A 13,651-nucleotide genomic window follows, 5' to 3' on the forward strand; every position below is an offset into this window, starting at 1 on the left:
CTTCAGTATGTCCCATTACCCCGATGACCTGTCCGGGATCTCCGGCTCGCGGCTGGTCCGGCTGTTCCTGGAAGCGGTGGACACGCCGCGCACGACCTCGACCGAGTGGGCGGAGTTCTTCGACTTCAAGGCGCGCGTGTTCGCTCTGATCGCGGACCGGGACGGCAACCCCGACGCGGCCAAGGCCGCCGAGCGCGCCCGCACGAACCGTGACCGGGTCCTCAACGAGATCGCGGACGGGGGTGAGGTCTGATGCCGTCCAAGGTGGGTTCCGCTCAGACCTCTCCGACTCTGCCGTCTCCGGCTCAGGGGGTGCGGTGGACGACTCCGATCGTGGAAACCCCCGGGATCGTCGTGCTGGCCTCCTGGGTGTGGCGGCTGGTGCGGTTCCTGGTGACGCTGCCGTTCCGGTTCCCCGTTATGGTCGCCTCTGCTGCTGTGTCGGCGGCATCCTGGTACTGGTTCGGCTGGCTGGGTCTGGCCGTGCTGTGGGCAACCGCCACGGTGGCCTCTCTGGTGTGGTGGCGCGTCTGGCCGGACTCGTTCCGCCAGTGGGTGACGCTGCGGACCCTGGCGTGGTGGCGGCACGTGTTTGTCTACCGCCGGCACTGGCAACCCGTCTTGGTCATCTCCGGCCTGGCCGAGTCCTACCAGGAACGCCGCTACCTGCCCCGCATCCGCCGCGTCTCCTGCACTTCCTGGGCGGATCGGGTTCGGGTCACCCTCGTAGCTGGGACTTCCCCGGCCGACTTCGAAACCCGCGTGGCCGAGCTGGCGCACGGGTTCGGCGCCCCCTCCTGCCGTGTGGTGGTGGAGGGGCCGCGCAAGATCACCTTGGAGTTCCCCCGACACGACACGTTGTCCGAACCCCTCCACGCCTTCCCGATGACCCACCACGTGGATCTGTCCGCGCTGCCGGTCGGCGTCACCGAAGACGGTTCCGAGTGGCGGCTTCGCCTGCACGGGACTCACGTCCTGGTGGCTGGGGTGACCGGGTCCGGGAAGGGGTCGGTGATCTGGTCCGCCATCCGCGCGACGCTCCCGGCCGTGGCTGAGGGGACGGCGCAGGTGTGGGCGATCGACCCCAAACGGATGGAGCTGTCCTACGGGCGGTCCCTGTTCGCTCAGTACGCCGATGACGGCGAATCCGCGGTGGCGGTCCTCGAACTGGCCGTGAGCCAGATGCAGGACCGGGCACGCCGCTACGCCGGTCGCCAGCGCTCCCACACCCCCACCAAACAGGATCCGTTCGTCCTGGTGGTGCTGGACGAGGTCGCGTTCCTGACCGCCTACCACCCCGACCGCGACGTGCGCCGCCGCGCGGAGAACGCGATCGCCACGCTGACCTCGCAGGGTCGTTCGGTGGGGTTCTCGGTCCTGGCCGCGCTTCAGGATCCGCGCAAGGAGGTCATGAACCTGCGCAACCTGTTCCCGGACAAGGTCGCGCTCCGTCTGGACGAGGCGTCCCAGGTCGACATGATCCTCGGCGAGGGTGCCCGGGATCGTGGGGCGAACGCGCATCTGATCGACCCGGGGCTTCCCGGGGTGGGCTACGTCCGCATGGAAGGCTCACCCGCACCGGTCCGAGTCCGGGCCGCGTACGTAGCGGATGAGGACATCACCGCCATGGCCGACGGCTACGGACCCTCCGAGAACGGAGCGGACCGGTGATGGCGGTAGTTGCGGACCTCTCGCCAGTAACTCCAGCCCAGCCCTGGGGCCACCACAGCAACGACCAGCAGGTGCAGCCAATTCGGGTTCGGCTGGGTCAGCGTGATCACGGTGATGAGCGCAGCTCCGATGATTCCCAACCCATACACGGCGTTGAGAACCACCATGCCTCGGCGGCTGAGGACTTCCTGAGGTCTGGCCATGGCGAACACCTAGATCGTCTGGGGGCGGGTCTACGGGGCGGATTCTTCCTCTGGGGGAGGGGTGTCCTGATGTTCTCGGAAGGCGCGTTTCTTGGTGACGTAGGTGTAGGTGCCCAAGACCAGGCAGAGCAGCCAGGTGATGAGTATGTCCCACAGCATGAAGGCGAAGGAGCCGCCGATCTCCGGTCCCGTTACCAGCCATGTGGCGGCACCCACCACGATGACGCTGCTCAGGATCACGAACCATGGACGGGGCGGCTTGGGTTCCATGCGGTGGGGGTCTCCCGCTCGGTGGTTGTGGGGGTGGGTTGATGCCGACTCCTACCGGTAAGTCGACTCGGGCTGAACGGCTGGCGCAACCCCTGGCGCGTGAGGTGGCCGAACAGGTGGCCGCTGACCACGGGGTGTGTATCCGCCCGGTGTCCCTTCGACGCACCGACATCGCCACCGGTGCCACCGAGATCGTGGACGTCCCGTGCGGGTCCACGCTCGAATCCCGGTGTCCCGCCTGCGCGAAGCGGAAGCGGTCGCTGCGGCGGACGCAGTGCGAAGAGGGCTGGCACTTGGCCTCTGAGCCGGTGGTGGAGCCTGACCCGCCTTCCGAGGTGCAACGCTCGTGGGTGGAACAGCGGGCCGTGGTCACCGCCGAACGGGAACAACTCGCCTCCACAGGTTCGGCGTCGGCTGAGGACCTGGCCGAACTGGACACCGCGATTTCGGACCTGGACGAGGAGATCACCGCCTCCGGGCTGCGGGGCTCGGTCACCCGTTCGGGCTCCTCGTCGTCGGGATCGCGTCGGGTTCGCTCCACCAAGCGCCGTCAGGACGTGCCCGATCTCCCGAAGCGTCCGATGACCAGGAAGACGGTCGGGCGGGCCTACACCGACCCCAACACCGGCCGGACGTTCCGACCCTCGCTGTTCATCACGCTCACCCTCGACTCCTACGGGCGCGTGAAGTCGGACGGGACCCCCGTGGATCCCGTCTCGTACGACTACCGTCGGGCGGCTCGGGACGCTCTGCACTTCTCCAAGCTCGTGGATCGGTTCGTGCAGAACCTGCGTCGTGTGGCGGGGTTCGATGTGCAGTACTTCGCGGCCGTCGAACCCCAACGCCGGTTGGCTCCGCATCTGCACATGGCCACCCGGGGGACGATTCCGCGGGCCGAGCTGCGCCAGATCGCCGCCGCGACCTATCACCAGGTGTGGTGGCCACGGGCGGACCGGGTCGTGTACGAGGGTGATCACCTGCCGGTGTGGGACGAATCCGCGGGAACCTACCTCGACCCGACCACGGGCGAACTCCTGCCCACCTGGGAACAGGCGCTGGACGCCTTGGACGAGGACCCGGACGCGGAGCCTCATCATGTGGTGCGGTTTGGCCGTCAGGTGGACGCCAAAGGCGTGGTTGCTGGGTCGGCGGACGCGGACCGGTGCGTGCGCTACCTCGCGAAGTACCTGACGAAGGACATCGCCGAGTGCCATGAAGTGGAGTCCCTGGCGCAGGAACAGCACATGGACCGGTTGTTGGACGCGCTGCGGTTCGAACCGTGCTCGCCCCGGTGCGCGAACTGGCTCCGCTACGGCATCCAACCCGACCAGCCCAAGGCGGGCCTTCGCCCCGGGTTCTGCCGTTCCAAGGCGCACCGCCGCGAACACCTGGGCTACGCGGGCCGTCGTGTCCTGGTCTCCCGCAAGTGGTCGGGCAAGACCCTCGCCGACCACAAGGCGGACCGGCTCACCTGGGTCCTCAACGCCCTCGGGATCGATCGCATCGATCGCATCGATGGAGACGACGGCCAGGAGGACGAGAACGATCCCCGGTCACCCGTGCTGACCTCGGTCAACTCTGGAAAGTTCGCGTGGGAACTGGCGCGTCCCACCGACCCGGATGTCGCTCCCCGCGAACGCCGTCTGCTCCGCGCGGTGGGTGAGTCCCTCAAGCGCCGCGCACAACTCGACGCGGCACGTACCTCCGAACGTTCGGCAACGGAAAGGGCTGCCTGATGGCGACCACCAAGACCCGTCCCACTGGCCGTCTGCTCACCGTGGCGCAAGCGGCCGAACGCCTCAACACCTCCGAGCGCTACCCCCGTCGCCTGATCGAGGAACGACGCATCACCTTCGTGAAGCTCGGCCGCCACGTGCGCATCCCGGAATCGGCCCTGGACGACTTCATCACCGCTGGCACCGTCGAACCGGTCCGGCTCCGCATGGGAAGGGTCGCGTGATGGCGGGGGAGAAGAAGCGCGATTTCGGCAACATCCGCAAGCTGGCGTCGGGCCGCTTCCAGGCTCGGTACCGAGTGCCGGACGGGGAGCTTCGCCCGGCTCCGACGACGTTCGCGACCAAGAAGGCGGCGCAACGCTGGCTGACGCTCAAGGAAGCGGAGATCGCCCAGGGCGACTGGTTCGACCCTGAGGCCGGGAAGGTCCCCTTCGGTGAGTTCGCGGCCGAGTGGGTGAAGGATCGCGACCTGACCCGCAAGTCTCGACGGACCTACGAAGACCTGCTGCGGCTCCACCTGAATCCCACGTTCGGTGACATGCACCTGAACGAGATCACGACGGCGGACGTCCGCCGGTGGCGGGCCTCCCGGCTGCGACGCAAGCGGGGGAGGGGGCAGGTTCCCAAGGCGTACCGGCTCATGCGGGCGGTTCTCAACACCGCCGTGGCGGACAAGCTCCTCCGTGAGAACCCGTGCCAGATCGAGGGCGCGGGCCAGGAGGACAGCGAGGAACGCCCGGTGCTGTCCGTCGCCGAGGTGTTCAAGCTGGCTGATGCCATCAAGCCGCGGTACCGGGCCCTGGTCCTCCTCGCGACGTTCGGCAACATGCGCTGGGGCGAACTGGCCGGACTCCGTCGCCAGAACCTCGACCTGGACAAGCGCACGGTCCGGGTCCGGGAGACGGTGACCGACGTGGGCGGCTTGTATCAGGGCAAGCCCAAGTCGAAGGCGGGTTACCGGACGGTGTCCCTCCCGGAACTGATCATCGCGGACCTGCGCCACCATGTGGAGACCTACGCGGCTCCGGGGAGGAACGGCTTCGTGTTCGTCGGGGTGCGGGGCAACCAGCTTCGGCGCGGCAACTTCTCGAAGTACTGGGCGGACGCCTGTGACGCGGTGGGCCTGGAGGGCGTCCACCTTCACGACCTCCGGCACACGGGCAATACCTACGCGGCGGAAGCAGGGGCTTCCCTGCGGGAGCTGATGAAGCGCATGGGGCATTCCAGCTCGAAGGCGGCGCTGATCTACCTGCACGCCCGGGAGGAACGGGAACGGGAGATCGCTGACCGCCTGGGCGCTCGGGTCGCCGAGGAGCTGAACGCGGGCCGGACCAACCCGGACGAGGACGACGATGACCCGCCGTTGGCAGGGGCTCGGGTCTGAGCCCGCCTCTCGCCCGTGTGGCACGTGTGTGGCACGGCGACCGGGACATACCCCCACGAAGCACTTAGGCCAGGTGTTCGGAAAACCCCGAATGACCTGGCCTAACACTGTTCGGAGCGGATGACGGGAATCGAACCCGCGTTATCAGCTTGGGAAGCTGAAGTTCTACCATTGAACTACATCCGCGCTGTCCCTCCGATGATCATCACCGGCTGGCAACGAACGCTATCCTAGCCCAACTCCGGGGTCCGTGGGCAACTCGCCGCCGGACGGGGTTGCCTGCGAGGTCGCCCGCGCCGCGTTCTCCCAGGCGGTAGGTTCGGAGCGTGCTGCTCTCCGATCGCGATATCAGGTCCGAAATCGACGCCGGGCGGGTCAGGATCGACCCCTTCGACCCCGGTCTCGTCCAACCCTCCAGCATCGACGTCCGGCTGGACCGGTACTTCCGTGTGTTCGAGAACCACAAGTACCCCCACATCGACCCCTCGGTCGAGCAGCCGGACCTCACCCGGCTCGTCGAGACCGACGGCGACGAGGCGTTCGTCCTCCACCCGGGCGAGTTCGTGCTGGCCTCCACCTATGAGGTCGTCTCCCTCCCCGACGACATCGCCAGCCGGCTGGAGGGCAAGAGTTCCCTCGGCCGCCTTGGTCTGCTCACGCATTCCACGGCCGGGTTCATCGACCCCGGCTTCTCCGGGCACGTCACCCTGGAACTGTCCAACGTCGCCACCCTGCCGATCAAGCTCTACCCCGGCATGAAGATCGGCCAGCTGTGCATGTTCCGGCTCTCCTCAGCCGCGGAGCACCCCTACGGCTCCGCCCGGTACGGCTCTCGCTACCAGGGGCAGCGCGGTCCGACGCCCTCGCGCTCGCACCAGAACTTCAGCCGCACCCCGATCCCGGTCGAGTCCGACTGACCGGATGCGGCCACCCGCGCGGGGGATGTTGACGGTATGGTCAGGGTTGGACACGTTCCGTGGGCGAGTGCGCCCGATTTGCCGATGTGACCCATATCACCCTGAAATGGTGTGTGGCGTAGATCACACTCGGCCCTCTTGTGGTGCCTGGAACCACCGCTACAGGTCGGCGGACCACTTTTGCCCAGGTTAAACCTGTTATTTGCTGGTGACATTCCAACTAAACCGCCGGTGTACATCTCGGTAGGGTGGCGCTCCGACGTGACACCAGGTGGCGGTCTCGCCCCGGTCCTCGGGGTGCGCACGCGGGGGCTCTGCGCCGACCCGCCGCCTGAGGTAACCGCGGGTGGCGAAGGGGCGATGCGCCTTGTCGGGGCTCGCGGTGGAACAGCCCCGCAGAGGAGACCGTGTCAGCAGTACGCGCAGACAACCTGTACAAGGTGTTCGGCAGGCAGGCAGGGGCCGCGGTCGAGCGGCTCTCCGACGGCAGCCACCGTGACACCATCGCCGACCTCGACGTGACCGCGGCCGTCATCGACGTCTCGTTCGAGGTCAAGCCCGGCGAGATCTTCGTCGTCATGGGCCTGTCCGGGTCGGGGAAGTCCACCCTGATCCGCATGCTCAACGGCCTCCTGGAGCCCACCTCGGGCACCGTCGAGGTCGACGGCGTCAACATCTCCGCCCTCAACAAGAAGGCTCTCCTGAAGCTGCGCGGAGAGAAGATCAGCATGGTCTTCCAGCACTTCGCGCTTCTTCCGCACCGCACGGTCCGCGAGAACGCCGCCTACGGCCTCGAACTGCGCGGCGTTCCCCGCGCCGAGCGCGACCGGAAGGCCCAGGAGACCCTCGAACTGGTCGGCCTCGGCGGCTGGGAGGACAAGCTCCCCCACCAGCTCTCCGGCGGTATGCAGCAGCGCGTGGGCCTGGCCCGCGCCCTCACCGCCGACACCGACATCATTCTCATGGACGAGGCGTTCAGCGCCCTGGACCCGCTGATCCGCCGCGACATGCAGACCCAGCTCCTCGAGCTCCAGGAGAGCCTGGGCAAGACGATCATCTTCATCACGCACGACCTCAACGAGGCCATGCGCCTCGGTGACCGGATCTGCGTCCTGCGCGACGGCCGCGTCGCCCAGGTCGGCACCGCCCAGGAGATCCTCAGCGCTCCGGCCAACGACTACGTCGAGCGCTTCATCGAGGACGTCGACCGCACCCGGGTCCTCACCGCCACCGAGGCGGTCGACCCCGACGCGCCCGACGACGCGTCCTTCCCGGAGGTGGCGGCGGACACCCCCATCGCGGACCTGTACGGCAGCATGACCACCTCCGACCACCTCCGCGTGGTCGGTGACGACGGCCGGGCCCTCGGGACGGTGTCGCGCACCTCCGTGCTCGCCGCCCTCGCGGCCGGGAAGGAGAACGCGTGACCCCCGTCGACTTCCCGCCGAACATCCCCCTCGGCGTCGGCTTCGAGACCCTCAACCAGTGGCTCAAGAGCAACTTCGCCCCGGTCTTCGACGCCCTCGCCGCCTTCGTGGACTGGGCCGTGGACGCCCTCTCCGGGTTCTTCGTGTCCCCGGGGGCCGGTCAGCTGGCCTTCATCGCCGCCGCGATCATCGCCGTCCCACTGCTCCGGACCCGACGCGAGCCCCTGACGGCCGTCGTGGGCGTCGTCTCACTCCTGTACATCCTCCAGGCCCAGTTCGGGGTCGGTGACCTGTTCATCAACAGGGTCCTCCCGCCCGCGCCGGTCCTGTGGCTGATCGACGTGACCGGTGAGTACGCCGACGGGTACTTCGTGGTCTCCCTGCTGTTCCTGATCTCCGTGACGGTGCTCGGGACGATGGACAAGGGGGCCCGGGCACGCACCGCGGTGGTGTCCGGCGGCTGGCTCGCGGCGGTCCTGCTCGGCTGGTTCCTCCTGCCGATCGTGGTCACCGAGCCGCGTGCCCTGCTCATGCTCCTGCTGCTCAGCCTGCTCGCGTTCTCCGTGGCGGGCTGGAAGATGGGTGTGTTCGCCCTGGTGGCGCTGTCCGTGGTCGCGTCCGTCGACCAGTGGACCAACGCCATGGACACCCTCGGCCTGGTCCTCATCGCCAGTCTCATCGCGGTGCTCATCGCGATCCCGATCGGCATCCTGTCGGCCTACAACGGCACGGTCAGCAAGATCGTCAAGCCGGTCCTCGACCTGATGCAGACGATGCCCGCCTTCGTCTACCTCATCCCGGCGATCTTCTTCTTCTCGATCGGGGCGGTCCCCGGCGTGGTCGCGACCGTCGTCTTCGCCATGCCGCCCGGCGTCCGCCTCACGGAGCTGGGCATCCGCCAGGTCGACAAGGAGCTGGTGGAGGCCGGTGAGTCCTTCGGCGCTCCCAGCCACAAGATCCTGACCGGGATCCAGGTCCCGCTCGCCCTCCCCACGATCATGGCCGGTGTCAACCAGGTCATCATGCTCAGCCTCTCCATGGTCGTCATCGCGGGCATGGTCGGCGCCGGCGGGCTGGGCAACCAGGTCTACCAGGGCATCGCACGCAATGACGGTCCTCTGGGCTTCGAGGCCGGTGTCGCCGTGGTCGTCCTGGCGATCTTCCTCGACCGCCTGACGGCCGCGGTCACGCACAACACCCCGCAGGCACGCGCCGAGCGCGCGCGCTCGTGAGGGACCGACGAGAAGTATCGAGGGAAGGAAGAACACGTATGAACGCGCGTCTGGCATCGCTCACGGCCCTGGGCCTGGGCAGCGCACTCCTGCTGACCGCCTGTGGTGGCGGCGGGCAGGACCTGACCGAGGGTGACGGCGACGACCAGGCGGCGGGCGCCTGCGAACCGGGCGCGGAGGCGCCGGTCGTCGAGGAGACCGACATCCCGGTGGTCGACATCCCGGAGTCCGGTGAGGACGCCGACGAGATCAACATCGCGCTGATCCCGTGGGAGGAGGGCATCGCCGCCACCGCCCTGTGGGAGGTGCTCCTGGGGGAGAAGGGCTACGACGTCACCATCACCGAGCTCGACGTCGCCCCCATGTACCAGGGCGCCGCCAACGGCGACGTCGACCTGTTCCTCGACACCTGGCTGCCGCAGACCCACGCGGACTACTGGGCGGACTACGGGAGCGACCTGGAGAACCTCGGCTACTGGTACGACAACGCCCGTCTGACGCTGACGGTCCCCTCCTACATGGAGGACGTCAACACCATCGCCGACCTGCGCGAGCACGCGGACGAGCTGGACGGCCAGATCGTCGGCATCGAGTCCGGTTCCGGTCTGGTGCGCACCACCAAGGAGCACGCCGTCCCGGGTTACTGCCTGGGCGACGACCTGGAGCTGGTCGAGTCCTCCACCGGCGCCATGCTCGCCGAGCTGGACTCCGCCTACCAGGCCGAAGAGCCGATCGTCGTCACCCTGTGGCGTCCGCACATCGCCTACGCCCAGTACGACCTCAAGGACCTCGAGGACCCCGAGGGCATGATGGGCGGCGCCGAGACCATCCACGCGGTCGGTCGCGGCGGCTTCGCCGAGGACTACCCGAACGCCGCCTCCTGGCTGAGCGAGTTCACGCTGTCCGACGAGGAGCTGGGTTCCCTGGAGTCCCTGACCCTCGACGAGTACGAGGACGACCCGCAGGAGGGCGCCCGCGTCTGGCTCTCCGAGAACCCCGAGTTCCTGGAGCGCACTCTGGGCGATGACGCGGAGGGCCTGGAGTTCTAGCCGACTCCCGGCGCCGCACGGCGTCCCGGATCAGCCGTCCCGAGCCTCGTGCCGGGGCGGCGGGGCCGTAGAGAACACGTACGGGCCGTCTCCCCGAGGGGGAGGCGGCCCGTACACGTGCGTGCGGCCCGTGTGGTTCAGGGCGCGTAGTACCCGCCCTGGGCTCCGGGCTTCCACTGGCCGGCCTGGTTACGGCGTTCCCGCCGGGGGAGCAGGTAGGCGGCGAGCAGGCCGCCGACGAACCCGAACAGGTGGGCCTGCCACGAGACGCCGGGGTGTTGGGGCAGGACCCCCCAGATCATCGTCCCGTAGAAGAGGACCACGCAGATCATGATCACGATGTCGATGGTCTTGCGCTCGATGACACCGCGCAGGACGGTGTAGCCGAAGTAGCCGAAGACGAGCCCGCTGGCGCCGACGGTGAGGGAGAGGGGCTGGCTGAACAGCCACACGCCGATCCCGCTCACCAGGGCCACGATCAGGGTGGTCAGGAGGAACCTGCCCAGGCCGCTGAAGGCGACCAGGGATCCCAGGACCAGGAACGGCAGCGAGTTCCCGATCAGGTGCGCCAGGTTGCCGTGCATGAACGGTGCGGTGAGCACGGTCCAGGGCTCGGAGAACGTCCAGGCGCGCAGCCCGAACTCCCGGTCGAGCCCTCCGCTGAACAGGAAGCTGTCGAGGATCTCGAAGACCCACATGGTCGCGAGCATCCCCGCTACGGTCAGGATGGCGGTGATTCTGGACTGCTTCACCCCACCGAGAGTAGATCACGCGTCCTTGAGGCGGTATGTCCGTGGGGTGTGTGGTGCGGTGCGCCCGTCTTGTGCCTGGAGGGAGCACGGTTCGCGCGTCACCGCGCGGACGGTGACCGCTTTCGGTGGGTCCGCTCAGGAGGTCAGGGAGCGCTCGCGGGGCGGGATACCGGCGACCGCCATGAAGGCCTCGACCTTGGCGGGCCTGGTCATCCCGGTCAGCGGGAGGTGCGTGCGGGCGGTGCGGCGGCTGCGCAGCGACGGGAAGCGCTTGGGCCGACCGGAGGTGTCGTACAGGGCCAGGGAACGGATCCGTCCGGGGAGCACGTGGTACGAACCGATGTCCTGGAACGGCACGCTCACGGTGTACCGGCCCCGCGTGTAGCGGAACTCGTCGTCGGAGACCTCCAGGACGGGCACCTTGATGAGGTGGCCGTGGACGGCCAGCGCGACGCCCATCAGGGCGAGGAGGATCCCGAGGGTGACGGTGGCCCAGTGCCCGGGTTCGACGACCACGGCGACGACGGCCAACGCCACGAGGAGGTAACCGGCCGTCAACTCCACGTGCTTGCGGCCCGCGGGGCAGACCAGGCGGACGGTTTCGGACACGGCAGATGCCTCTCTCGCTGGGTACTGCACGGGGTGACGGCGGTCGCCGATCGCAGCCTATCGGCTCCCCGCCCCTGCGGACGGCGGTTTCGGACACCCCACTTCACGGCGTCGGCTACTCATCTGTGACTGTTGATGCTTGTTGTTCTGTTTCGATTGATTAGTCTGATTATCATCGGACCTTCCGATGAAAGGACCCTTGTCCTTCCCCTGTCGTCGCTGGTGGGCGATGCGCTCTGCGGCGGGAATTTATCGCATTATTTGAGTGGTTTAATCACCTGTGTCCGCTTTGGTGTGTGGGTGGGTGTAGGTCACTCGCGTGGATAAACACTGTTGACCTTGGACTCGATTTCGATGGTCATCCCTTGGGAGTCTTCGCGCATTTTCGGCATGTCCGAATCCGACTTCGCTGGGTAACTTCGCTGGGAGGGTTCTGACCTGCGAAGTTGTGCGGTTTCGCGGTGTGTTGCCGACGTATTGAGATCCCGTGTCGGCCACGCTCGGCGACGGCAGCGAACGGGTTGCGGATGGGTCACGAATCCGGCATTGGGGCTATACAGACATTTCGCCTAATGGTCTTCTGAACGACTAATCGCCTAACTTCGGCGGGGTATGCGTCATGTGTTCCGACGCTGCGTGTTCGGCTCGTATTAGCGATCAAGGGTGTAACTGATGCACGAACGAAGGAAAACGCTCGCGCTGGCCGCGGCGGGCGCCTCCGCGATGATGGTGTTGACGGCCTGTTCCGGTGGCGGAAGCGGTCCAGCGGAGGGGGACAGGGAGATCACCTGGGTGATCAACAGCCTCCCGGCCGCGTGGGCGAGTATCAGCGGCGCGGGCGGCAGTGTCTACACGGTCCAGATGCTCTCCGGAGTGGTCCCGCACACCGGGGTCTTCCAGCCCGACGGCAGCTATGAGTACGACCTGGACATCCTCGCCGAGGAGCCCATGGTCATCAACGACGACCTCGACGAGGGCCCGTTCCAGTACAGCTTCACGCTCGCCGAGGACGCCGTGTGGAGCGACGGAACGCCGATGACCGGTGAGGACCTGCGCGTCACCGCGATGATGTACGCCTCCCCCGACGAGGGCTACTGCACCACGTGCGACTCCCGGGGCACCACCAACGCCGACATGATCGACACGATGGAGGTCGACGGCAAGACCATCACCATCACCCTGGAGGAGGGGCTCTCCGACCCCGAGTGGATGAGCCTGTTCGACTCCACCAGCGCCGGCGGTGGCTTCTACCCGTCCCACCTGGCGGAGGAGAACGGCTGGGACGTCGACGACCCCGACCAGCTCGGCGAGTTCTTCACCTGGCTGCACGAGGCCCGCACCGAGTGGTCCGGCGGCCCGTGGATGATCGTCGAGGGCGACCTGGAGAACCAGGTCGTCAAGGAGCCCAACCCCGAGTGGTGGGGCGACCCGGTCCAGCTCGACCGCATCATCATGCCGTTCAACACCGACGAGGGCACCTTCGTCAACGCCTTCAACAACGGCGAGTTCGACGGCGCCAACCCCGCCCAGTTCAGCACGGACGTCGTCACCCAGCTGGAGGGCGCCCCGAACGCCACCGTCACCATCGGTGAGGGCAACATCTGGGAGCACATCGACTTCAACACCGAGAACGAGTGGCTCCAGGACGTCGAGCTGCGCCGCGCCATCTTCACCGCGATCGACCGGGACGACATCGCCAGCCGCACCTACGGCGAGGCCTACCCCGAGTACGAGCTGAAGAACAACCACATGTTCGGCAGCGACAGCGAGTACTACGTCGACCACATCACCCCCTCCGGCCAGGGCAGCGGCGACACCGACGCCGCTCTGGAGATCCTCGAGGAGGCCGGGTACGAGCTCGACGGCGACACCCTCATGCTCGACGGCGAGCAGGTCGGACCGTTCCGTCTGCGCACCACCGACACCGTCATCCGCAACAACTCCGTCCAGCTGATCCAGGCGCACCTGGCCGAGATCGGCGTCGAGACCACCATCGAGATGACCGACAACCTCGGCGAGATGCTCGGCGGCCAGGACTACGACATCGTCGAGTTCGGCTGGAGCGGCTTCCCCTACTTCACCAGCAACCCCGAGCAGTTCTGGCACAGCGAGAGCGGCAGCAACTTCGGCGGCCTCTCCAACGAGGAGATCGACGAGCTGGCGGAGGCCACGGGCTCGGCGCCCAACCGGGACGAGGCGGCCGAGTACGCCAACCAGGCCATGGAGATCCTCGTGGAGGAGGCCTACGTCCTCCCGCTCCTGGCCGACCCGCAGTACTTCTTCGTGAACGACCGGGTCACCAACATCGAGGACAACCTCAACACCAGTCTCCGCGCCACCTACAACATCGGTGAGTGGGCCCTGGCCGAGTAACTCGGTCCAGGTCTCCGGGCCCGGGCAC

At 67.5% G+C, this 13,651-nt stretch carries 13 protein-coding genes and 1 tRNA gene; 10 read left to right on the plus strand and 4 right to left on the minus strand.

The genetic code is table 11. The annotated features are described in order from the left end of the window. The first annotated feature begins 7 nt into the window (after positions 1-7). Complete coding sequence (locus tag KIK06_RS24210) at positions 8-253, plus strand: hypothetical protein (RefSeq protein WP_268645233.1); 246 nt, start codon at positions 8-10, stop codon at positions 251-253. After that, on the plus strand, positions 253-1,671 hold the full coding sequence (locus KIK06_RS24215; RefSeq protein WP_268645234.1) for an FtsK/SpoIIIE domain-containing protein: 1,419 nt from the start codon (positions 253-255) through the stop codon (positions 1,669-1,671). Before KIK06_RS24210 ends, KIK06_RS24215 begins: the two co-directional genes overlap by 1 nt. 233 nt (positions 1,672-1,904) lie before the next feature. Here the strand turns inward: KIK06_RS24215 and KIK06_RS24220 are convergent, their stop codons facing one another. Then, positions 1,905-2,114 (minus strand): hypothetical protein, encoded by a 210-nt coding sequence (locus tag KIK06_RS24220; RefSeq protein WP_268645235.1) that lies wholly within the window; start codon positions 2,112-2,114, stop codon positions 1,905-1,907. Positions 2,115-2,185: 71 nt separating this feature from the next. Here KIK06_RS24220 and KIK06_RS24225 point away from each other — a divergent pair, with 71 nt between their 5' ends. The 3 genes from KIK06_RS24225 to KIK06_RS24235 are packed head-to-tail and all read left to right on the plus strand — an operon-like array spanning position 2,186 to position 5,264. Then, positions 2,186-3,880, plus strand: a complete 1,695-nt coding sequence (locus tag KIK06_RS24225; RefSeq protein ID WP_268645236.1) for a replication initiator — start codon at positions 2,186-2,188, stop codon at positions 3,878-3,880. Then, entirely contained in the window at positions 3,880-4,104 is a 225-nt protein-coding gene (locus tag KIK06_RS24230; RefSeq protein WP_268645237.1) for a helix-turn-helix domain-containing protein, read from the plus strand. The genes KIK06_RS24225 and KIK06_RS24230 overlap by 1 nt, the downstream gene beginning before the upstream one ends. Next, entirely contained in the window at positions 4,104-5,264 is a 1,161-nt protein-coding gene (locus tag KIK06_RS24235; protein ID WP_268645238.1) for a tyrosine-type recombinase/integrase, read from the plus strand. The genes KIK06_RS24230 and KIK06_RS24235 overlap by 1 nt, the downstream gene beginning before the upstream one ends. A 115-nt stretch (positions 5,265-5,379) precedes the next feature. On the opposite strand, the gene KIK06_RS24240 is transcribed toward KIK06_RS24235, so the two are convergent. Next, positions 5,380-5,450, minus strand: a tRNA-Gly gene (locus KIK06_RS24240). 140 nt (positions 5,451-5,590) lie between these two features. Here KIK06_RS24240 and dcd point away from each other — a divergent pair. The 4 genes from dcd to KIK06_RS24260 all read left to right on the plus strand — a co-directional run bounded on the left by dcd (position 5,591) and on the right by KIK06_RS24260 (position 9,889). Continuing rightward, positions 5,591-6,181 (plus strand): dCTP deaminase, encoded by a 591-nt coding sequence (gene dcd, locus KIK06_RS24245; RefSeq protein ID WP_017600497.1) that lies wholly within the window; start codon positions 5,591-5,593, stop codon positions 6,179-6,181. Between the two features lie 431 nt (positions 6,182-6,612). Next, positions 6,613-7,608: a quaternary amine ABC transporter ATP-binding protein gene (locus KIK06_RS24250; protein WP_268646168.1), complete on the plus strand. Its 996-nt coding sequence runs from the start codon at positions 6,613-6,615 to the stop codon at positions 7,606-7,608. Beyond that, complete coding sequence (locus KIK06_RS24255) at positions 7,605-8,840, plus strand: ABC transporter permease (protein ID WP_268645239.1); 1,236 nt, start codon at positions 7,605-7,607, stop codon at positions 8,838-8,840. Before KIK06_RS24250 ends, KIK06_RS24255 begins: the two co-directional genes overlap by 4 nt. 38 nt (positions 8,841-8,878) lie before the next feature. Next, positions 8,879-9,889 carry a glycine betaine ABC transporter substrate-binding protein gene (locus KIK06_RS24260; RefSeq protein ID WP_268645240.1) on the plus strand — a complete coding sequence of 337 codons (1,011 nt, stop codon included), beginning with the start codon at positions 8,879-8,881 and terminating at the stop codon, positions 9,887-9,889. 137 nt (positions 9,890-10,026) lie between these two features. On the opposite strand, the gene KIK06_RS24265 is transcribed toward KIK06_RS24260, so the two are convergent. Both KIK06_RS24265 and KIK06_RS24270 read right to left on the minus strand, forming a co-directional pair. Then, the gene (locus KIK06_RS24265) at positions 10,027-10,641 is read right to left on the minus strand and encodes a rhomboid family intramembrane serine protease (protein ID WP_268645241.1); all 615 of its coding nucleotides are present in this window, start codon (positions 10,639-10,641) and stop codon (positions 10,027-10,029) included. A gap of 135 nt (positions 10,642-10,776) precedes the next feature. Further along, positions 10,777-11,250: a hypothetical protein gene (locus KIK06_RS24270; RefSeq protein WP_017600492.1), complete on the minus strand. Its 474-nt coding sequence runs from the start codon at positions 11,248-11,250 to the stop codon at positions 10,777-10,779. Positions 11,251-11,922: 672 nt separating this feature from the next. Between KIK06_RS24270 and KIK06_RS24275 the strand changes: the two genes are divergently transcribed. Further along, a complete protein-coding gene (locus tag KIK06_RS24275) occupies positions 11,923-13,623 on the plus strand; it encodes an ABC transporter family substrate-binding protein (protein ID WP_268645242.1) in 1,701 nt (566 codons plus the stop codon). Positions 13,624-13,651: the final 28 nt, after the last annotated feature.

This window comes from Nocardiopsis sp. EMB25 (genome assembly GCF_026797795.1).
In the GTDB taxonomy this organism is placed as follows: domain Bacteria; phylum Actinomycetota; class Actinomycetes; order Streptosporangiales; family Streptosporangiaceae; genus Nocardiopsis; species Nocardiopsis lucentensis.

Excerpts from the sequence above, each read along its gene's own strand:
- KIK06_RS24230 (WP_268645237.1), top strand. The coding sequence starts at position 3,880 with ATGGCGACCACCAAGACCCGTCCCACTGGCCGTCTGCTCACCGTGGCG.
- KIK06_RS24225 (WP_268645236.1), top strand. The coding sequence starts at position 2,186 with ATGCCGACTCCTACCGGTAAGTCGACTCGGGCTGAACGGCTGGCGCAA.
- KIK06_RS24235 (WP_268645238.1), top strand. The coding sequence starts at position 4,104 with ATGGCGGGGGAGAAGAAGCGCGATTTCGGCAACATCCGCAAGCTGGCG.
- KIK06_RS24260 (WP_268645240.1), top strand. The coding sequence starts at position 8,879 with ATGAACGCGCGTCTGGCATCGCTCACGGCCCTGGGCCTGGGCAGCGCA.
- KIK06_RS24275 (WP_268645242.1), top strand. The coding sequence starts at position 11,923 with ATGCACGAACGAAGGAAAACGCTCGCGCTGGCCGCGGCGGGCGCCTCC.
- KIK06_RS24215 (WP_268645234.1), top strand. The coding sequence starts at position 253 with ATGCCGTCCAAGGTGGGTTCCGCTCAGACCTCTCCGACTCTGCCGTCT.
- KIK06_RS24210 (WP_268645233.1), top strand. The coding sequence starts at position 8 with ATGTCCCATTACCCCGATGACCTGTCCGGGATCTCCGGCTCGCGGCTG.